Source organism: Arminella tubonensis (genome assembly GCF_003240585.1).
In the GTDB taxonomy this organism is placed as follows: Bacteria; Pseudomonadota; Alphaproteobacteria; order Rhizobiales; family Rhizobiaceae; genus Rhizobium; species Rhizobium tubonense.
Genome location: NZ_PCDP01000069.1, coordinates 71502 through 92646, shown reverse-complemented (window position 1 = coordinate 92646; position 21145 = coordinate 71502). Strand labels below are relative to the sequence as shown.

Annotated in this window: 17 protein-coding genes; 6 read left to right on the top strand and 11 right to left on the bottom strand. The window is 59.5% G+C overall.

The window, feature by feature from the left end; genetic code table 11:
- Positions 1 to 12: 12 nt before the first annotated feature.
- The 6 genes from CPY51_RS28995 to CPY51_RS28965 form a co-directional block, all read right to left on the bottom strand.
- Entirely contained in the window at positions 13 to 1383 is a 1371-nt protein-coding gene (locus CPY51_RS28995) for a GH1 family beta-glucosidase (RefSeq protein ID WP_111163811.1), read from the bottom strand.
- A 158-nt stretch (positions 1384 to 1541) separates the two neighbouring features.
- Entirely contained in the window at positions 1542 to 2729 is a 1188-nt protein-coding gene (locus tag CPY51_RS28990) for a Gfo/Idh/MocA family protein (RefSeq protein WP_111163710.1), read from the bottom strand.
- Positions 2730 to 2939: 210 nt separating this feature from the next.
- Positions 2940 to 3992, bottom strand: a complete 1053-nt coding sequence (locus CPY51_RS28980; RefSeq protein ID WP_111163708.1) for a sugar phosphate isomerase/epimerase family protein — start codon at positions 3990 to 3992, stop codon at positions 2940 to 2942.
- 247 nt (positions 3993 to 4239) lie between these two features.
- Complete coding sequence (locus CPY51_RS28975; protein WP_111163706.1) at positions 4240 to 5187, bottom strand: substrate-binding domain-containing protein; 948 nt, start codon at positions 5185 to 5187, stop codon at positions 4240 to 4242.
- Between the two features lie 71 nt (positions 5188 to 5258).
- Entirely contained in the window at positions 5259 to 6263 is a 1005-nt protein-coding gene (locus tag CPY51_RS28970) for an ABC transporter permease (RefSeq protein ID WP_111163704.1), read from the bottom strand.
- A 10-nt stretch (positions 6264 to 6273) separates the two neighbouring features.
- Positions 6274 to 7803 carry a sugar ABC transporter ATP-binding protein gene (locus CPY51_RS28965; RefSeq protein WP_111163808.1) on the bottom strand — a complete coding sequence of 510 codons (1530 nt, stop codon included), beginning with the start codon at positions 7801 to 7803 and terminating at the stop codon, positions 6274 to 6276.
- Between the two features lie 266 nt (positions 7804 to 8069).
- Between CPY51_RS28965 and CPY51_RS28960 the strand changes: the two genes are divergently transcribed.
- Together CPY51_RS28960 and CPY51_RS28955 are read left to right on the top strand one after the other, a co-directional pair.
- On the top strand, positions 8070 to 8375 hold the full coding sequence (locus tag CPY51_RS28960) for a type II toxin-antitoxin system RelE/ParE family toxin (protein ID WP_111163702.1): 306 nt from the start codon (positions 8070 to 8072) through the stop codon (positions 8373 to 8375).
- A complete protein-coding gene (locus tag CPY51_RS28955; protein ID WP_111163700.1) occupies positions 8368 to 8658 on the top strand; it encodes an addiction module antidote protein in 291 nt (96 codons plus the stop codon). The genes CPY51_RS28960 and CPY51_RS28955 overlap by 8 nt, the downstream gene beginning before the upstream one ends.
- 49 nt (positions 8659 to 8707) lie before the next feature.
- On the opposite strand, the gene xylA is transcribed toward CPY51_RS28955, so the two are convergent.
- The 5 genes from xylA to CPY51_RS28930 all read right to left on the bottom strand — a co-directional run bounded on the left by xylA (position 8708) and on the right by CPY51_RS28930 (position 15706).
- Complete coding sequence (xylA, locus tag CPY51_RS28950) at positions 8708 to 10018, bottom strand: xylose isomerase (protein ID WP_111163698.1); 1311 nt, start codon at positions 10016 to 10018, stop codon at positions 8708 to 8710.
- A gap of 170 nt (positions 10019 to 10188) precedes the next feature.
- Positions 10189 to 11646: a xylulokinase gene (gene xylB / locus CPY51_RS28945; protein WP_111163696.1), complete on the bottom strand. Its 1458-nt coding sequence runs from the start codon at positions 11644 to 11646 to the stop codon at positions 10189 to 10191.
- A gap of 27 nt (positions 11647 to 11673) precedes the next feature.
- Positions 11674 to 12699 carry a LacI family DNA-binding transcriptional regulator gene (locus tag CPY51_RS28940; RefSeq protein WP_111163694.1) on the bottom strand — a complete coding sequence of 342 codons (1026 nt, stop codon included), beginning with the start codon at positions 12697 to 12699 and terminating at the stop codon, positions 11674 to 11676.
- 146 nt (positions 12700 to 12845) lie between these two features.
- Positions 12846 to 14450 carry a DHA2 family efflux MFS transporter permease subunit gene (locus CPY51_RS28935; protein WP_111163692.1) on the bottom strand — a complete coding sequence of 535 codons (1605 nt, stop codon included), beginning with the start codon at positions 14448 to 14450 and terminating at the stop codon, positions 12846 to 12848.
- Between the two features lie 14 nt (positions 14451 to 14464).
- On the bottom strand, positions 14465 to 15706 hold the full coding sequence (locus tag CPY51_RS28930) for an HlyD family secretion protein (protein WP_111163690.1): 1242 nt from the start codon (positions 15704 to 15706) through the stop codon (positions 14465 to 14467).
- A 140-nt stretch (positions 15707 to 15846) separates the two neighbouring features.
- On the opposite strand from CPY51_RS28930, the gene CPY51_RS28925 reads away from it, so the two are divergent.
- The 4 genes from CPY51_RS28925 to lysS all read left to right on the top strand — a co-directional run bounded on the left by CPY51_RS28925 (position 15847) and on the right by lysS (position 20700).
- Positions 15847 to 16548, top strand: a complete 702-nt coding sequence (locus CPY51_RS28925; protein ID WP_420820758.1) for a TetR/AcrR family transcriptional regulator — start codon at positions 15847 to 15849, stop codon at positions 16546 to 16548.
- 136 nt (positions 16549 to 16684) lie between these two features.
- Positions 16685 to 17437 carry a TerC family protein gene (locus CPY51_RS28920; protein WP_111163688.1) on the top strand — a complete coding sequence of 251 codons (753 nt, stop codon included), beginning with the start codon at positions 16685 to 16687 and terminating at the stop codon, positions 17435 to 17437.
- 292 nt (positions 17438 to 17729) lie between these two features.
- Positions 17730 to 19187 carry a glutamate--tRNA ligase gene (gltX, locus tag CPY51_RS28915; protein WP_111163686.1) on the top strand — a complete coding sequence of 486 codons (1458 nt, stop codon included), beginning with the start codon at positions 17730 to 17732 and terminating at the stop codon, positions 19185 to 19187.
- Positions 19188 to 19203: 16 nt separating this feature from the next.
- The gene (lysS, locus tag CPY51_RS28910) at positions 19204 to 20700 is read left to right on the top strand and encodes a lysine--tRNA ligase (RefSeq protein ID WP_111163684.1); all 1497 of its coding nucleotides are present in this window, start codon (positions 19204 to 19206) and stop codon (positions 20698 to 20700) included.
- The last annotated feature ends 445 nt before the right edge of the window (positions 20701 to 21145 follow it).

Genomic DNA, 21145 nt, shown 5'->3' with positions numbered 1-21145 from the left:
CGGACTACCGTCTCACACCGTCTTGTGATTTCCCTTCGGAAACAGCCTGGCCAGCTCGCTGTACCACTTACCGCTCTTCTTGACGGTTCGTACCTGCGTCTCGTAATCGACATGAACGAGACCGAAACGCATGCGGTAACCTTCAGCCCATTCGAAATTATCCATCAGGCTCCAGGCAAAATAGCCGCGCATCGGATAACCGTCCTTGATCAGATCGGCAGCGACACCGAGATGCTCGATGTAATAGTCGAGCCGCGGCTGGTCATCGACCTCGCCGTTGACCACGCCCATGTTATAGGCGGCACCATTCTCGGTAATGTAGCATTCCGGCAGATCATAGCGCCTGTTGAGGTCCTCGACGAGCAGCTTCAGGCCCGGCGCATAGATCTCCCAGCCGATGTCGGTTTTTTTGTCGCTGATCGGCGGCGCTTCGGTCGTCCACGGAAAGTCGCCAGCCTTCGTCGCATCGTCGAACACGCGATCGGGCTTGTAGTAGTTCAGCCCCCACCAGTCGAGTTTCTGATTGATCAGCTTGAGATCGCCTTCCTCGACGGTCGGCATGCGATCCCCGAGCGCCTCGAGGAACTCCTTCGGATACGCACCCTTGAAGACCGGATCAAAAAAGGCACCGTTGTGGAACTGGTGCGCCCGCTCGACAGCTCCCTTGTCGGCATCGCTTTCTGACCCCGGAATGATCGAGGCAGCATTCAAAACCAGGCCAACCGGCACCTTCGGCGCTTCCGCCCTGATCGCTTCGACGCCAAGGCCGTGCGCCAGGTTGATATGATGCATGGCGGCAAGAGCCGCTTCCATATTGCGTTCGCCCGGCGCGTGGATACCGTAAAGGTGGCTGAGCCAGACGATGCACCAGGGCTCATTGAAGGTCGCAACCGAATCCAGACGGTCGCCGAGGCGGGCCATCACTGTCTTGGTATAGCGCTGGTAGGCATAGGCAGTCGAGCGTGCGGTCCATCCGCCCTCGCCCATCAGCGCCAGAGGCAGGTCCCAATGATAGAGCGTCGCGAAGGTCTTGATGCCCCGCGCCTTGCAGCCATCGATCAGGCGGTCGTAGAAATCGAGGCCTGCCTCGTTGATCGGGCCTGTTCCTTCGGGAATGATCCGCGGCCAGGCGATCGAGAAACGATAGGCGTCGACACCCATCTCCTTGATGAGATCGAGGTCCTGATCCAACCTGTTGTAGTGGTCGCACGCCACGTCGCCGTTGTCGCGATGGTAGACGCGCCCCGGCATGTTCGAAAAGGCATCCCAGATGGATGGCTTACGACCGTCGGCCTTTGTCGCGCCTTCGATCTGGAAGGCGGCGGTCGCCACGCCAAACGTGAAATCGCCCGGAAAGCGTTCGGCAAATTTCTTCGGATCAATCTTGGACAATTTGTTTCTCCCAAACCTGCCGCCAATCGCTGAAGCGGTTTAGACCAGGCCAAATAGCCTTGTACAGCCCCGAAATAACAAGACTGCAACGTTACAGCCGAAAAACGAGCAAACAGCGGCCGGAGAACCAGCCGCTGTCTCGATATTCCCTAGAGCTTGATCCAGGCACCATTGCGCTTCGAGGAGGCAACACAGGCCTCGACGAAGGCGACACCCTTCACCCCGTCGTCAACGGTTGGGTAGACGACGGCCGGATCGACCGCCTTGCCCTTCTTGACCGCGTTGATGGCGCGGGCAGCCTCGGCATAGATCGTTGCGAATGCTTCGAGATAGCCTTCCGGATGGCCCGATGGCACACGGGACACACGGGCGGCCGCAGGACCGGATCCGGCACCGTTGCGGGTGATCAGACGCTTCTGCTCGCCGAACGGCGTGTACCAGAGATAGTTCGGGTCCTTCTGCGTCCACTCGAGGCCGCCCTTGGTGCCATAGACGCGAACCATCAGGCCGTTCTCGTGGCCCGGGGCGACCTGGCTGCACCAGAGCATGCCCTTGGCCGGCTTCTCGGCGCCCTTTGCCTTGAAGCGCAACATGACGTGAGCATTGTCGTCCAGGCGCCGTCCTTCGACGAAGCTGTCGAGGTCGGCAGCCAGGCTATCCAGCTCCAGCCCGGTGATGAAGGCAGCAAGATTATAGGCATGGGTACCGATATCGCCGGTCGAGCCGCCGACGCCTGATTGAGCCGGGTCCGTGCGCCACGCGGCCTGCTTCTGGCCCGATTGCTCGATCGCCTCCGTCAGCCAATCCTGCGGATATTCCGCCTGGACGATCCGGATGTCGCCGAGCTCGCCGTTCGCCACCATTTCGCGTGCCTGACGGACCATGGGATAGCCGGTGTAATTGTGGGTCAATACGAATAGCGCGCCGCTCTCGTCGGCGATCTTCTTCAGCTTCTTGGCATCGGCGAGGTTCGATGTCAGCGGCTTGTCGCAGATGACATGGATGCCGCGCCTGAGAAACTCCTTGGCCGCATCGTAGTGAACATGGTTCGGCGTGACGATCGAAACCGCCTCGATGCCGTTCTTCAGCTTCGCCTCGCGGATCGCCATCTCGCGATAGCTGGAATAGGTGCGCGACGGGTCTAGGCCGAGATCGCGGCCGGACGCCTGAGCTTTCTCTGGCGAGGCCGAAAGCGCGCCGGCGACGAGATCGAACTGGTCGTCAATCCGGGCCGCAATCCGGTGCACCGCGCCGATGAAAGCACCCGCCCCACCGCCGACCATGCCAAGACGAATACGCGGCTCGCGCGCTTCTTCCGATGAACCTTCGATAGCCATTTGTTTCTCCTGGAAATTTGAATTTCTTGCGGAGGGTAACCCCCCTCTGTCACTCCGTGACATCTCCCCCACAAGGGGGGAGATTGTTCTTTCCCACGCGCATTCCGCAGCGGTCAGGGGCGCAGAGACGTTGCGGTCAATCTCCCCCCTTGTGGGGGAGATGTCGGCGTCGCCGACAGAGGGGGGTGCCGCCACGACTTCGGAACAGCCCTAAAGCCCCAACATCCTCTTATTAGCCGCCTGATCCGTTCCACTCCCGGCAAAATCGTCGAAGGCTTTCTCCGTGACGCGAATAATATGCGCCTTGACGAACTCGGCGCCTTCGCGCGCGCCGTCTTCCGGATGCTTAAGCGCACATTCCCATTCGACCACGGCCCAGCCGTCGAAATTATTGGCCGTCATCTTCGAAAAGACGGCGCCGAAATCGACCTGGCCGTCTCCGAGCGAGCGGAAGCGACCGGCCCGTTCCACCCAGCCCTGGTAACCGCCATAGACGCCCTGGCGCCCGGTCGGATTGAACTCGGCATCCTTGACGTGGAACATCTTGATACGGTCTTTGTAGATGTCGATATTGTCGAGATAGTCGAGGCACTGCAGGATGTAGTGCGAAGGATCGTAGAGCATGTTGGCGCGCGGATGATTGCCGACGCGCTCCAGAAACATTTCGAAGGTGATGCCGTCGTGGAGGTCCTCGCCCGGATGAATTTCGTAGCAGACGTCCACGCCCTGGGCGTCCGCATGATCGAGGATCGGCTTCCAGCGACGTGCGAGCTCCTCGAAGGCGGTCTCGACGAGACCAGCCGGGCGCTGGGGCCAAGGATACATGAACGGCCAGGCAAGCGCGCCGGAGAAAGTCGCATGCGCCTTGATGCCTAGATGCTTCGAGGCCGTAAGCGCCATCTTCACCTGCTCGACGGCCCATTCCTGCCGTGCCTTCGGATTGCCACGCACTTCCGGCGCCGCGAACCCATCAAAGGCCTCGTCATAGGCCGGATGCACGGCGACCAGCTGGCCCTGAAGATGGGTCGAAAGCTCGGTGACTTCGACGCCGTTCTCGCGCGCCTTGCCGGCAAATTCGTCGCAATAGTCCTTGGAAGTGGCGGCCTTCTTGAGGTCGATCAGCTGGCTCGCCCATGTCGGCACCTGCACGCCCAGATAGCCCGTGTCCGCGGCCCATTTGGTGATGGCATCCCAGGAATTGAATGGCGCCGCATCACCAGCGAACTGCCCAAGAAACAAAGCTGGGCCTTTGATGGTCTTCATGTCGAATTCCTCCCTGAACGTCGACCGTAAACGTTTATGGTATGTTTTAACACGCAATTTTGCGAGGGCAAGGCACCTTTGTGCCATTGAGATAGATTTAGCGCAGACGCCGAAAGTCAACCCGGCGGCGACCTAAGCACGCGGTCCGAACGACCGCAAGAACATGCGTCCACCTCGCCGGATGCTTCAACGGAATAACAGGAAAATGCGCCCACCCCTTGTGGATGGGCGCATCGAAATCGCGTGATCAGAACGGTGAATCCGGGAAGTAGAAATCCTTTGCATTGTCCTTGGTCACCAGCGTCGCATCGACGAGGTAGGTGCCGCGGACAGGAACCTGGCCGTAGAAATTGGCAGCCGTCAGTTCCAGTGCGGTTCCAACCATTGCCGGCGGATAAAGCACGTCGACCGGGATCAGCTTGTCGCCGTCCATGACCTTCTTGACCATGTCCTTCGAGCCGGCGCCGGCGATGACATACTTGATATCGGTGCGCTTCGCCTGATCGATCGCCTGCAGCACGCCGACGGCCATGTCATCGTCCTGGCACCAGACAACATCGATCTTCGGATACTTCGTCAGATAGTCCTGCATGACCTTGAAGGCGTCGTCGCGGTTCCAGTTGCCGAACTGGCGATCGAGAACCTTGACGTTCGAGCCGGCGATGCCCTTGTCAAAACCATCCTGGCGCTGCTGGTCGATCGGGATCGGCAGGCCGCGAATGACGACGACTTGCGCATCCGGCGTGTTGGCCTTGATGTATTCGCCGGCCGTCTGGCCAAGCGCCGGGTTGTTGCCGGCAACATAGAGATCGCGGATCGTGCTGTCGTTGGTGCTAGGCGCACGGTCGACGATCGCGACGAACTTGCCCTTGTCCTTGACTTCTTTGATGGCGTTGACCAGCGGATCCGGATCCGAAGGCAGGATGACCAGCGCGTCGATCCCTTGAGTCTCGAGATCCTGTACCGCATTCGCCTGGCTTGCCGCATCGGGAGACGTCTTGACGATGACGTTGAGACCCGGATGTTGCGCCATCAGCAGCTTGGCCACGCGGTTGGCATGGAACACCACGCCCGAGGTCCAGCCATGGTCGGCGGCGGGAATGGACACGCCGATCGTCACCTTCTTGTCTTCGGCATGGACTGCCCCGGCGAAAACCGCCGCGGCAAAGGCCAGACCCAACATTGCTTTACGCATGATTTTCTCCTCCCAGAGATATTCAGGGCCTTTTCGGTCAGGGACCGGGCGACCCTTTCAACCCGGCCAATTCACGTTTTCCGCACCAGCGAGCGCTGTACGAGCATCGCGATGATGATGATCGCCCCTTGGATGGCGCCGATCAGATATTCGCTGACGAAGTTCGACAGCAGCATGATGTTGCCGACGATCTCAAGGATGAAAGCTCCGCAGATCGTGCCCCATACGCGCCCGACACCGCCGCGCAGCGCAGTGCCACCGACGACAACGGCGGTGATCGCCTGCAGTTCCCAGAGAATGCCTGTCGTTGCCGACGTCGAGCCGAGTCGCGGCACGTAGAGCAGCACCGCCACGGCGACGCAGAGCCCCTGGATGACATAGGTTGCCGTTCGCACCCGGTTGACCGAGATGCCGGAATAGCGCGCCACGTCCTCGTTCGACCCGACGGCAACCACGTGCCGGCCGTAGCGGGTGCGATAGAGAATGAAGGCGCCGATAGCGGCCATCGCGAAAATCACGATGATCGGCACCGGCGCGCCAAGCACCGAGCCGAAATAGGCCGGCCGATAGAGCTTCATGATATTGGGATCGCGCAAGGTGATCGCCCCGCCCTGCGACAGCCAGGTCGTCAGCCCGCGAAAGATGCCCATCGTACCGAGGGTTGCGATGAACGGTTCGATCCGGCCGACCGTGGTGATCAATCCGTTGGCAAGGCCGCAGGTGGCACCGATGGCGACCGCCAGGACCATCGCGGCAACGAGCATCATGGCCGGATCGGCGATAGCGCCGCTGTTGATGAACATGATCATCAGGCTGGCGACGAAAGCGACCATCGCCCCCACCGACAGATCGAGCCCACCTGCCGAAATGACGAAAGTCGCGCCGATCGCGATGATGGCGATGAAGGCGCTGCGGGTGATGACGTTCAGCAAGTTGTCGATGCTGAGAAAATTGGGGTTGGCAAAGGATCCAAGCACCAGAAGCAGCGCCAGCGCCACGAACGGCGCCACAGCCCTGAGGTCTATGTCCTTCCAGGATCTCTGCGCTTTAGTAGTGTCTACTGCGAGGTTGGTCATTGATACTCCGCTATGCGGCCTCCCCGGTTTTGACACCGGTCGCCAGGACAACGATTTCGTTCTCGGTCATGTGCTCGCCGGCCAGCTCGCCGACAATATGCCCGCTTCGCATGACCAGGATGCGGTCGCAGATGCCGATCAGTTCAGGCATTTCCGACGAGACGACGATGACGGACCGCCCCTCCTCTGCGAGTGACGCGATGAACTTGTAGATCTGTTCCTTGGTACCGATGTCGATGCCGCGCGTCGGCTCGTCGATGATGACGATCTCCGGATTGAGCATCATCATCTTGGCCAGCAGCAATTTCTGCTGGTTTCCGCCTGAGAGCTGGCCGGCCAGCAAATCCTTGCGACCGGTGCGAATGTCGAATTCCCTGATGGCGCCGTCGAGCGCGTCGCGCTCTTTCGCGCGGTCGATCTGCAGCCAACGGACGAACTTGCCGAGCGAGGCAAGCGTCAGGTTGACGCGGAGATCCTTGGTCAGCAGCAGGCCCTTGCCCTTGCGGTCTTCGCTGAGATAGACGATCCCGGCTTTCAAACTGCCGTGAACATCCGGAAAATGCGCAGGCTTGCCGTTGAGCCGGATGGTGCCCCGAGCCGTCCGAAGTCCGACCACACCCTCCATCAGCTCGGTGCGCCCGGCCCCGACCAAGCCAGCAAATCCGAGAATCTCGCCCTTTCGCAGCTGGAAAGAGGCATGCTGTGCGTATCCGGGAACCGAGAAATCCTCGACCTCCAGAACCGCCTCGCGAACTGTCGCCGAGTGGCGGTCCGGATAAAGCTTGGCAACGTCGCGGCCGACCATCAGCCGCGCCATGTCGCCGGCTTCGAGATCGCTTGCCGGATGCGTGGCGACGAGCCGCCCGTCGCGCAGGATCGTCACCCTGTCGGCGATCTCCTTCACCTCGGGCAGACGATGGGAAATATAGAGGACGGCCGCGCCCCGAGCGCGGATATCGTTGATGACCTTGAGCAACGCACCGGTTTCGGTTGGCGTCAGCGAAGCGGTCGGCTCATCGAAGATCACGACCCGGTGCGGGACGAGAAGCACACGCGCGATCTGCACAAGTTGCCGCTGCGCGATCGAAAGACGCCTGACGACCATGTTGGGATCGATATCGGCACCAAGATCCCGTATCGCTCGACGTGCACCTTCGTTCATGGCGCGATCGTCGACGATCATTCCCTTGTGCAGTTCACGGCCGAGATAGAGATTCTGTGCGACCGTCAGGTCCGGCGCCAGCAGGATTTCCTGATGCACCAAGACGATGCCGCGCTGCTCCGCATCGACAGGACCATGCAGGACGACAGCATCTCCGTCGATCCGAATTTCGCCGCGCGTCGGCTGCAAATGGCCGGCCAGCAACCGCATCAGGGTCGATTTTCCGGCGCCGTTCTCGCCGATAATGGCGTGAACTTCGCCGGGATTGACGGCGAGATTGATATCTCTCAACACTTCGACGATGCCAAAGGATTTGGAGAGGCCGACCGCCTGTAGAAGTGGCGTCGCAACATGAGAGGCATCGGAGGAAACGGGCATGCTCATTGTCTTTGGCCCGGCATATCGGGAAATACGCCGCCATCGACAAATCCAACGCGTACCGCCCAATTCAGGGCAGCCGGGCTCAGGCCAGCGTCCTTATGAACCGTTGAATCCACCCCATTACTCCTCCGACAATTAGGCTAGCGTAATTTATGAGGTACGTAAAGCAGTTGCGGCCTGTTTTTTATCGATTACAAACAGTTGGTTGAGAGGCTACCGTTCATAGCTTGACAGCCTGTAATTTAAAAACTACTTTCCGGCTTATGCTTGAGCTTAAGCAAACTGAGACGTTTCGCAAATGGAGAAGCCGTCTCAAAGATGAGCGCGCGAAAGCAATTATCGCATCACGTCTCGATAGGCTCGCCTTTGGACATTCTGGGGACGCAGAGGCAGTTGGAGATGGGATCCGGGAGCTTCGAATCCACTATGGCCCAAGCTATCGTGTCTACTTCGTCCAGCAAGGCGCAACGCTGATAATGCTACTTTGCGGCGGCGATAAAAGCACGCAGGTCAGGGACATCAAATTAGCCAAGCGCATTTTAAGCGAATGGAGCAGGGAAAATGACTGAAAGGCTTACAACCTATGATCCGGCGGAAGATCTGAAATCAGATGCGGCGGTAGCAACGTTCATGGCTGAAGCATTTGAAACCGAAGACGTAAGCTACATCGCCCATGCGCTTGGGGTCGTTGCCCGCGCCAAGGGCATGACACAGATCGCCAATGAAACCGGACTGTCCCGTGAACAGCTATATCGCTCGTTCAGTGAAAGCGGAAATCCAACACTTAAAACAACGATTGCGGTAATGAAGGCACTCGGCGTCGAACTGACAGCGAAAGCGCATACCGCGTAACAGATAAAAGAGCCTTCCCCCCGCCATGGCAGAGAGAAGGCCTTTGTCATCAGACGTAGCGGTTGACGATGTTTTCCAGCAGCTCCTGCTTGCCGGACTTCGGCTGCGGGTTGATGTCCTTGGTCTCTACCCACTTGGCGATGTCGTCGAGCGAGTATTCGCCGCGGAGAAGCTTCTGTGATTCAGCAGAATCCCATCCAGCGTAACGATCCGCCAGCGGCTTCGAGAGTGCCTTGTCCTCGATCATCTTGACCGCCGCCTTGAGGCCGCGGGCGCAGCAATCCATACCGCCGATGTGGCCGATCAACAGGTCTTCCGGGTCGAGCGACTGGCGACGCAGCTTGCTGTCGAAGTTGGTGCCTCCGGACTTGAAGCCGCCGCCGGCGAGAACCTGGTAGTAGGCCAGCGACATTTCCGGCACGTTGTTCGGGAACTGGTCGGTATCCCAGCCGGACTGGTAGTCGTTGCGGTTCATGTCGATCGAGCCGAAGATCCCGAGCGCATTGGCGAGCGCCAGTTCATGCTCGAAGGAGTGCCCGGCGAGGATCGCGTGGCCCTGCTCGATATTGACCTTCACCTCATTCTCGAGGCCATTCTTCTTCAAGAAGCCGTAGACCGTCGCGACATCGTAGTCGTACTGGTGCTTGGTTGGCTCCTGCGGCTTCGGCTCGATCAGGATCGTGCCCTTGTAGCCGATCTTGTGTTTGTATTCGACGACCAGGTTGAGGAAGCGGCCCATCTGGTCAAGCTCGCGCTTCAGGTCGGTGTTGAGCAGCGTCTCGTAGCCTTCGCGTCCGCCCCAGAGAACGTAGTTCTCACCGCCGAGCTTCATGGTCGCGTCCATGCAGGTCTTCACGGTCGCGGCAGAGAAGGCGAAGACATCAGGATCCGGATTGGTCGCTGCACCGCTCATGAAGCGGCGGTTGGAGAAAAGGTTCGCCGTTCCCCAAAGCAGCTTGACGCCGGTGTCGGACTGCTTCTTGGCGAAGTAGTCGACGATCTCGTTCAGGTTCCTGGTGTTCTCGGCAAAATTCTTGCCTTCGGGCCGCACGTCGGCGTCATGGAAGCAATAATAGGGCGAACCAAGCAGCGTGAAAAACTCGAAAGCGACGTCTGCCTTGAGCTTGGCTGCTTCCATCGTGTCGTTGAACCATGGACGCAGGAAGGTTTGCCCGCCGAAGGGATCACCGCCCGGCCATGTGAACGTGTGCCAATAGGCAACGGCAAAACGCAGATGGTCTTCCATCCGCTTGCCGGCAACGACCTCGTCCTTGTTGTAGTGGCGAAAGGCCAGCGGATTGGTGCTATCCGGCCCCTCGTATTTCACCTTCTGTATGTCGCCAAAAAATCCGGTGCTCATGTCATTTCCTCCTTGGGATGTGTTTGGGTTAGTTCGTGTTATGGCGCATGCCCCTCACCCTAGCCCTCTCCCCGCAGGCGGGGAGAGGGGACGACCGCATCTGCCGCTTGTCCTTCTCCCCGTCTTAACGGGGAGAAGGTGGCCGACAGGCCGGATGAGGGGCGCCCCGGTCAATAAGTCGACAACGGCTTGATCGCCGGATAAAGCGCACGATAGCGCTGGTAAGCGCCGTCATAAGCCGACGTTAGCGCCGCATCCGGTTCGATAGTCCCCGCCGTCGCCGGTGGCGTGCAGACCGCAACCGGATCGGCACCCGTGGCAGCGATCAGCCCGAGACGCGCAGCGCCGAAAGCAGCACCGAAATCACCATCAGCCGGCAAATCGACCGGAACGCCAAGTGCCGTTGCGATCGACTCCAGCCAGTAGCGCGAACGCGATCCGCCGCCGATAGCCGTGACGCGGGCGATGTCGGTTCCAGCCGAACGCAGTGCTTCGAGATTGTCGCGGATGGCGAAGCTGACCCCTTCGAGCACCGCCTGCGTCAGCACGGCACGGCTGCTTTCATGGCCAAGGCCGATGAAGGCCCCGCGAATGGCCGCATCGTTGTAAGGCGTACGCTCGCCGGACAGGTAAGGAAGGAAAGTAACGCTCGACGGCGCCTTCAAAGCCTCGCCAAGCTCGCCCGTCAGTTCCGACGGCGACTTTCCGGTGACTTCGGAATGCCAGTTAAGCGCATCGGTTGCGGACAGGATGACACCCATCTGGTGCCAGGTGTTAGGCAGCGCATGGCAGAATGCATGCACAGCACTTTCCGGCTTCGGCAGATAAGCGCCGTTGGCGGCAAAAAGCACACCCGACGTGCCCAGTGAAACGAAGGCCGCACCATGGCTGACCGTTCCCATGCCGCAGGCGGAGGCCGCGTTGTCCCCTGCCCCGCCGGCGACAACCGCGTCGCCTGCGATCCCCCACCTGGAGGCCAATTCGCCGCGCAGCTTGCCGGCAACTTCGGTGCCTTCGACCAGCGTCGGCATCTGTCGTTCATCGAGCTTGGTCGCTGCAAGCAGTTCCGACGACCATTTGCGTTTGCCGGTGTCGAGCCAGGACGTGCCGGCGGAATCCGACATTTCGGATATGTGCTCGCCGGTGAGCCAGAGGCGCAGATAGTCCTTCGGCAGCAGCACCCAGCGAACCTTGCCGAATATCTCAGGCTCATGCTTGGCGACCCAGGCAAGCTTCGGCGCGGTAAAGCCGGGGAAGACGATATTGCCGGTGAGCGCCCGAAAACGAGGATCGGAATCGAGCGCCGCTGCTTCGACATAGCTGCGCGTGTCGTTCCAGAGGATGCAGGGGCGCAGCACTTTATCATCGGCGTCGAGCAGCGTCGCACCATGCATCTGCCCGGACAGGCCGATACCACGCACGGCAGCCAGCTCCTTCGGATGCGATGCCTTCAGGCCGGCAATCGCCTCTTCCGTCGCGCGGATCCAATGCGCAGGATCCTGCTCGGACCAGCCGGGATGCGGACGCGAGACATCAAGCGCGCCGTTGGCCGAACCGACGATCTTCTGATCACCGTCGATCAACATGGCTTTGACGCCGGACGTTCCGAGATCAAGACCCAGATACATATGGTGTTACTCCCTTTGTCCTGCCGCTCAGGGCAGATTGTCCTTCAAGAAAATATCGAGGCGGATGCGCTCCTGCGCGGCGATCAGGCCGAGCCCATCCGCATGGGCTTTCAATACCCGGATGGCGCTACGCACTTCATGCCCCGCATCCTGGTTGAGAACGGCGTCGATGACACCGTCCTTTAGTGCCGCGCGGGTATGCTCCGTCAGTTCATGCGCGACGACGGTCAGCTCGCGCTGCGCCCCTCGCTCCTTCAACGCCTTGATCAGCCCGCGATTGCCGGCGCCGAGACTGTATATGCCGATGATGCGGCCATTGTTGGAAAGCGCGTCCGAGATCAGCCTGTTCGCCGTTTCCGGATCGTCGCGCCCTTCGAGAACCGGCAATAGCGACAGTCGCGGAAACTCCTCCGCCATCAGTGCTGAAAAGCCCTCGAGTCGTTCGCGGTGGTCCCGCACCAGCATCGAGCCGGCCAGCGTCAAGACGTCACCCTCCAGCCCGCCCAGAAAACGCCCGAGCAACCGCGCGGCCGTTCGCCCGGCCGCAATATTGTCGACGCCGGCATAGTGATGCCGCGACGTCCCGGTGAGATCCGAGACCAGCGTCACGACGGGGACGCCGGCCGCAACGAGACGATCCACGGCGCTGCGCACCTCCGGCGCGTCGATCGCGACAAGCGCTACGCCCGCAGTCGCGCCGACGGCAAGAGAATCGAGAGCCGCAACGAGAGCGGCGGGCACGAAGGCCGGAACCTCTATGATTCGGATATCCGTGCGTTCCGAACTTGCCCGGCCGATCGCTTGTCGCACCTCGGCATGAAGGCCATGCATGAAAGAATTGTCGCTCGCCGGCAGGATGAAGACCAGCGGATAGAGGCGGCCCTTGGCGAGATTGGCTGCAGCGACGTCGCGGACATAGCCTATCTCCCGGATCGCCTCCTCGACGCGCTGACGTGTGACGCCGCGCACGCCCGGACGCTGGTTCAGCACCCGGTCGACGGTCGCAAGACTAACGCCCGCCACAGCGGCGATATCGTGAACGGTAGGCCTCATCACTCCTCCTGAGAGACCATTAGTCCACATTCTGACGTACGTAAATCAAAAATTCTTCACAACACCGTTTTAAGACCGGCCATGGTCAAAAAGCAAAAGGGCTCCTCGGTTTCGAGAAGCCCCTTGCAGACGCAATAGCTGAGATATTAGTGCCCGCCACCGCCGGCGCTCGCTGGAGGCGGCTTTGGCTTGCTGATCATCATGACGCCGAAGATCATCGCCAGGAAGAGGATGGTCAGCATCAGGAACACGTCGCTAAATGACATGACCATGGCTTGTTTCTCGGTCATGTTGACAAGGGCTCGGACCGCGACCGTCGAGCCATCCATCCCGTGGGAAGTATAGTTGCCGGCCATGCTATTCAGCTGATCGACCGCCAGCGGATTTCCCCAATGCACGCTTTCACGCATTCGCATGTAGTGAAGGTCCTGGCGATTGGTGAGAACCGTGTTGATGATCGCGAGGCCCACGGCACCACCAAGGTTTCGCGTCAGGTTGAAAAGGCCGGACGCTCCGCGCATGCGCGCCGGCGGCATGGTTCCAAGGGCGATATTGTTGATCGGCACCATGCAGAGCATCAGCCCGACACCGCGAAGGATCTGCGGAATCAACAATTCCCAGAAGTCCCAGTCGGCCGTGATTTCAGTCATGATCCAGGTGCCGCTGGCAAAGCAGACGAAACCGATGGCCATCAGCAGCCTGAGGTCGAGCTTGCCGGACAGAAAACCCGCGAGCGGTGCCGTGAAGAACATCGCAAGACCGGACACGAACATCGTCTCGCCGATCATCAGCGAATCGTAACCGCGAATGCGACCGAGATAGACCGGGTAGATATAGGTGAGACCATAAAGGCCGATGCCCATGACGAACGAGAACACCGAGCCAAACGAGAAATTCCTGTTGGCAAACGCCTTGAGATCGACGATCGGAAACTCCACCGTGAAGGCTCGATAGAAGAATACGATCGCACCGATCGCCGACGCGACTGCCGCAAAGACGATCCGATTGTCGTTGAACCAATCGTTGGTGTTGCCCTCTTCGAGCACGTATTCAAGCGCACCAAGAAACACTGCCATCGCCAGCAGACCCCACCAGTCGAACCGCTTCATCAGCGACAGCTCGGGCTTGTCGAAATCGATGAAGTTCCAGGTGACGATCGTGACGATGATACCGGGGATGATATTGACGAGGAACAGCCAGTGCCACGAGAAAGCATGGCTGAGATAGCCGCCGACCGTCGGGCCGATGGTCGGCGCCAGCGTGGCGATAAGGCCGATGATCGGCGATACGATGTTACGCTTCGATGGCGGGAAGATCGTAAACGCAGCCGCAAAGACCGACGGAATCATACCGCCGCCGATGAAGCCCTGGATGGCGCGATAGACGATCATCTGGTCGATATTCGTCGCCGTGGCGCAGAGCCCGCTGGCAACGGTGAAACCGAACGCCGAAATAGCAAAAAGATAGCGCGTGGAGATAATCCGCGCCAGCGTTCCGGACAGCGGGATCATGATGACTTCCGCTATCAGATAGGCCGTCTGGACCCACGGGATCTCGTCCGAACCGGCACTGAGACCGGCCTGGATTTCCGCCAATGACGCGGAAACGACCTGGATGTCGAGGATCGACATGAACATGCCGAGCACCATCGCGAAGAACGCGATAAGCTTGCGCGGATCCATATGCTCGGACGCCGGGGCGGCCGGACCTGATACCGATCCTGCAGGGGCAGCAACAGTGGCGGACGCCATGGGGTTCTCCGAACCTACTTGCTCGCGGACGCGCTGTTCGTCGGCGCGGTGCGGGTATCAACATCGACGACGACGCTGAGGCCGGCGCGCAGGCGTCCGCTGTCGAGCGCATCCTGTGGAAGCGCGATGCGAACCGGGACGCGCTGGATCACCTTGGTAAAGTTGCCCGTCGCGTTTTCCGGCGGCAGCAACGAGAACACCGAGCCCGAGGCCGGCGCGATCGATTCCACCGTCCCAACAATCGGATTGTCGCCATAGGCGTCCACGTGGACGTTGACCTTCGAGCCGGGAACCAGATGCTGGATCTGCGTCTCCTTGAAGTTCGCGTCGATGTAGAGCTGCCGCACCGGAACGAGCGCCATAAGCCGCTGGCCGGGAGAAACCAGATCGCCTTCCTGGATCGAGCGGTTGCCGATGACACCGTCAAATGGAGCCTTCAGGATCGTGAAGCTGAGGTCGCGCGCGGCCTTGTCTCTCGCGATCTCAAGCGTGCGCACCGAGCCTTCGGCTTCCTTGCGCTGCGCCTCTATGAGGGAGATGTTGGCCTCGGCCGCCTTGATGTTGGCATCGCCGCCGACGAGATTGGCATTTGCCTGGTCAAGCGCGATGTTGGCGCTGTCGACGTTGGCAGCGGTACCCACCGCCTTGGACTGCAATTGGCTGGCGCGGGTCTGGTTGATCTGCGCCCCACGAACCGTGGCTTCCAATGCGACCTTCTGTGCCTGCGCCTGCGCGAGGCTGGCCTTGGCCCCGTCGATCTGCGCGTCGATACGCTGCAGGGAGAGCTGCTCGGTGACGATCTGCGCCTGAGCCTGCGCAAGCGCGTTCTGGTAGTCGCCATCATCGAGCGTGGCGAGAACATCGCCGGCCTTGACCAGCTGATTGGCAACAACGTTCACCTTTGCGACATAGCCGGTCACTTTCGGCTGCATGATTGCAATGTCGCCGCCGATATATGCGTCGTCCGTGGACACCATGAAGCGGCCGTTGGTCCACCAATTATATCCGTACCAACCGCCGCCGATCAGCGCGAGCCCCATGATGACAGGGAACACCAAACTACGACGCTTCTTTTCATCCTTGGGAGCAGCGGCGGGCACGGCACCGGGCGCCGGCGCCGAAACGGCGGGCGCTGGGTTGCTACGGGCATCCGCAGCTGGCGCGTCGACCGATGCAACGGCATCCGGCCCTGCATTTTCAGCATCGGCAGGCTCGTTGACAATGCGTGCGACATTGTTCTTCTGAATGGACGACATAGAGCTAGCACCAAGACGTTTGCGGTAAAAATAGTCGAACCGAACGGTTCGGTTCAGTTGACATAAATCGTTTTTCACTTCATATCAAGTCATAGCGAACCAATCGGTTCGATTTGGTTAAAGATTATTCGAAAAAAGTGATGACGACCCTGAGTAAGATGGCAGCAGAGAAACTTGTGAGCGTAGTGGAAGACAATCAGCCTTCCGCGGGCGGGCGATGGGCTGCGGGTGAAGACCCGGCAAAGCGACAGCAAATCCTCGACGGCGCCCGATATGTTTTCATGAAAATGGGCTTCGACGCCGCAAGCATGAATGACGTAACGCGCGAGGCCGGCGTTTCCAAGGGCACGCTCTACGTATATTTTGCCAATAAGGAAGACTTGTTCACGGCGATGATGGAAGACCAGCGCGACCGGTTTGTCGCGATGATCCGCACCGCACTTGCCGAACACGACAATCTCCAAGACAGCCTCTATCAGTTCGGCATGGTCTTCGTCACCCATTTGACCGATGAGAAGGTGATCGCGGCCATGCGCACCGTCATCGGCGTTCGCGACCGGATGCCCTCGCTCTGTCGCCGGTTCTTTTCCGGCCCGGAGAATGTGCGCACCGTCCTTAAGGATTTCCTGGCACGCGAGGTGGTAGCCGGCAATCTGGAGATCGACGATCTCGACATGGCGGCGCGTCACTTCCTCGACCTGTCGAGCAGCAGCTTCTTCAAGCTTCGGCTGTTTGGCGACATGGAGGTCGCACCCCCCCGGGAAGACATAGACTATACCATCCGCGGCGCCATCAGGGTCTTCATGGCAGCCTATGGGGCAAAGCAGAAAAAGCTCGCTTGAGACGCCCCTGATCCACTCAAGGATGGTGATCTCTCTCAAAAATGGAAAAATCACAAGCGACACGCTTGTCCCGCAGATTTCAGCCCCTACATTGGCGGTCGGCATTCAGCCGGGTGTTCAGGTGGGGATATAATTGATGCAGGATATTCTGTCGCTGGTACAGGATCCCGGCGCCTGGGTGGCGCTGGTCACTCTGGTGGTGATGGAGGTCGTGCTCGGCATCGACAATCTCATTTTCATCTCGATCCTTACCAACAAGCTTCCGCCTGAAAATCGTGAAAAGGCGCGGAAAGTTGGCATCGGCCTGGCACTGGTCATGCGGCTCGCCCTCCTCGGCACCATCGCCTGGATCGTCCAGCTGACCGAGCCGCTTTTCGAGCTGTTCGGCCAAGGGTTTTCCTGGAAGGACATTATCCTTATCGCCGGCGGACTGTTCCTGGTCTGGAAAGCGACCAAGGAAATTCATCACCATGTCGACCCCGCCGATCAGGATGGCGACTTCATCGCCAAATCCACCACGACAGGCTTTGCGGCCGCGATCGGCCAGATCCTGCTGCTCGACCTCGTCTTCTCCGTCGACAGCATCATCACCGCTGTCGGCATGACGCCGCACCTGCCGATCATGTTCGTCGCTGTCATCGCAGCCGTTACTGTCATGCTGGTCGCCGCCACGCCGCTTGCCAATTTCATCGAGAAGAACCCGACGATTGTCATGCTGGCACTGGCCTTCCTCTTGATGATCGGCACGACGCTGATCGCCGACGGCATGGGCTTCCACGTTCCGAAGGGCTACGTCTACGCCGCCATGGCCTTCTCGGCCCTCGTCGAATTTCTCAACATGGTCGCCCGCAACAGGCGGACAAGAGGCAAGACTTCACCCTCCCCTTGATGAGGGGGTCGGCACGGCGTGCCGGGGTGGGGTGATCCTTGCGACATCCAACAGTCACCCCCACCCGCACGTTCCGCGCGACCTCCCCCATCAAGTGGGAGGTGGCGTTTCGCGGTTTTCCTTGACGTTCCCGGTTGAATATGGCCTAAGGCCAGCCAAACGGAAGATTGCCGGATATGCAGCGCCGACGGTGGCATTTCCAGTTGATTTGCCGATCCAAGGAGCTCCGATCCCTGCGGCTTGGCCTTGTGCCCCGTCAAGGATCTCCCGCACGTAATCACGGACAGATATCATGACCACATCAGGCGTTCGCGTCCGCATCGCACCCTCCCCGACCGGCGAGCCCCATGTCGGCACAGCCTATGTCGCGCTGTTCAACTATTTGTTTGCCAAGAAACACGGCGGCGAATTCATCCTGCGCATCGAAGACACCGACGCGACCCGCTCGACACCCGAATTCGAGCAGAAGGTCCTGGATGCGCTGAAGTGGTGCGGCCTGAAATGGTCGGAAGGTCCCGATGTCGGCGGCCCCTACGGCCCCTATCGGCAGAGCGACCGCAAGGATCTCTACAAGCCTTTCGTCGACAAGATCGTTGCCAACGGCCACGGCTTTCATTGCTTCTGCACGCCCGAGCGGCTGGAAGAAATGCGCGCAGCCCAGCGCGCTGCCGGCAAGCAGCCGAAATACGACGGCCACTGTCTCAACCTTTCCGCCGAGGAAGTTACAACGCGCATCGCATCGGGCGAACCGAACGTCGTCAGAATGAAGATCCCGACTGAAGGCTCGTGCAAGTTTGTCGACGGTGTCTACGGCCCCGTCGAAATTCCGTGGGATGCGGTCGACATGCAGGTGCTACTCAAGGCCGATGGCATGCCGACCTATCACATGGCAAACGTCGTCGACGACCACCTGATGAAGATTACCCACGTCGCGCGCGGCGAAGAGTGGTTGGCGTCGGTGCCGAAGCATATCCTCATCTACCAGTATCTCGGCCTCGAACCACCGGTGTTCATGCATCTGTCCCTGATGCGTAACGCCGATAAGTCAAAGCTGTCCAAGCGCAAGAACCCGACCTCGATCTCCTATTACTCGGCGCTGGGCTACCTGCCGGAAGCGCTGATGAATTTCCTTGGCCTTTTCTTTATACAGATTGCCGAAGGCGAGGAGATTCTGACCATCGACGAGCTGGCCACCCAGTTCGACCCTGAAAACCTGTCCAAGGCCGGAGCGATCTTCGATATCCAGAAGCTCGATTGGGTCAACGGCCGCTGGCTGCGCGAGAAGCTCTCGGAAGAGGACTTCCAGCACCGCGTCCTTCAGTGGGCCTTGGAAAACGATCGCCTTCGCGAAGGACTGAAGCTGTCCCAGTCGCGGATCTCCAAGCTCGGCGAACTGCCTGATCTGATGGGCTTCCTGTTGAAGTCGGACCTCCATCTCGATCCCGCGGCCTTCGCGAAGATCAAGTCGACACCGGAAGAGCTGCTGGAAATCCTCAACACCGTCCAGCCCGATCTCGAAAAGATTCTAGAATGGAATGTCGAATCGGTCGAAGCCGAGCTTCGCGCCATTGCCGACCGCATGGGCAAGAAGCTGAAAGTTGTCGTCGCGCCGCTGTTCGTTGCTGTGTCGGGTTCATCGCGCTCGCTGCCGCTGTTTGACAGTATGGCGATCCTCGGCCGCGCCGTTGTCCGCCAGCGACTGAAACTTGCCGCCCAGACCGTAGCAACGCTCGTCGGCCCGAAGAACTGAACCGGACGCAAGAACAATGACCGAAAAGACAGAAACCACGGCCCTCTCCTCCGACGTGACAGAAGTCCGCGCCCAGAAGCTGAAAATGCTCCGCGAGCAGATCGGCGATGTCTACCCGGCGCATTTCCACCGGACGATCACCAATGCCGAGCTCGCCGAGAAATATGCCGGCCTCGAGCTTGATACCGAAACCACCGACCTCGTGACGGTTGCCGGCCGCGTCTACTCTTCCCGCAACTCCGGCATGTTCATGGACATCCGTGATGCAGGCGGCAAGATCCAGATCTTCAGCCACAAGGACACCACACCGGAGGAAGCGCGTGCGCTCCTGCCGATGATCGACATCGGCGACATCATCGGCGTTACCGGCATCGTCCGCCGCACCAAGCGTGGCGAGCTGACGATCAACGCTCGCGAAATCACAATGCTGACGAAGTCGCTTCTTCCGATGCCCGAAAAGTGGCATGGCCTTTCGGACATCGAGCAGCGCTACCGCAAGCGCCACCTCGATATCATGACCAACGAGGAATCGAAGCTCCGTTTCCAGCAGCGCAGTAGGATCGTCTCCGGCATTCGCCGATTCATGGAAAACGACGGCTTCATGGAAGTCGAAACGCCGATGCTGCACTCGGTCTATGGCGGCGCCACCGCCGAGCCGTTCAAGACCCACCACAACACGTTGAAGCTCGACATGTACCTGCGCATCGCGCCCGAGCTGTTTCTCAAGCGTACGCTGGTCTCCGGCCTGACGGACAAGGTCTTCGAGATTAACCGCAACTTCCGCAATGAAGGCGTCTCCACCCGGCATAACCCCGAATTTACGATGATGGAGTGCTACTGGGCTTACGCTGACTACGAGGACATCATGGACCTCGTCGAACGGATGTTCAGCGAGCTGGCCATGACCATTCACGGCACCACCGAATTTGCCTTCGGCGACAAACAGATATCCTTCAAGGGCCCGTTCAAGCGCGTGCCGATGCCGGATGCCGTCAAGGAAGCCACCGGCATCGACTTCCTGGCAATGAAGACCGACGAAGAAGCCCGCGCCGCGGCCAAGGCCGCCGGTTTCGAAGTCGAGAAGGATTCGACCTGGGGCGAGTGCCTTGCACACATCTTCGAGGAGAAGGTCGAAGGCACGCTCATCCAGCCGTCGCACGTCACGCATTTTCCAAAGGACATCTCACCCTTCGCCAAGGAAGTGCCCGGCGAGCCGCGTCTTGTCGAACGCTTCGAAACCTATTGTAACGCGTGGGAACTCGGCAACGCTTTCTCGGAACTCAACGACCCGGAAGAACAGCGCAAGCGCATGGTCGAGCAGCTGGAACAAGCCCATGCACGCGGCGAAACCGCCAAACAGCTGGACGACGAATTTCTCGACGCCATCGATCAGGGCATGCCGCCCGCCGGCGGTCTCGGCATCGGCGTCGATCGCCTGATCATGCTTCTCACGAACGCTCCGTCGATCCGCGATATCATCCTGTTCCCGGCCCGCCGCAACAAGGCGGACTGACAAGATCAACCTCACGCGACTCATCTGAACGAAAGGGCCCATCGACGCGATGGGCCTTTTTGCTTTTCGCCGGCGACCTGGAGGCAATTCCGGCATTCCCCAGGTGTGGACTGCTAGATAGCCTGCGTAGCTGCCTCCGATAAATCGGCAATGGTTCCATCCGAAAAAAATTACATGCTAAACGCGATTAATATTATGATTCATCCCTTGATTGCCTGCACCTGAAAATGGGGCCTTATGAGGAGAGAAATCCGTATTTTTAGCGTTACTATGTATTCTTTAGTACAAATTCACTTTATACGATCGTATTACGCGGAATAAATTTCGTTTCTTGAGGTTATTTTCATAAGTAGTCGACGACTATTTGAATATTATGCGCGATACTTCCCGATAATTATTTCATAAGTAAACCTTAGTATCGATTATATTGGAAGCAAAGCTTACT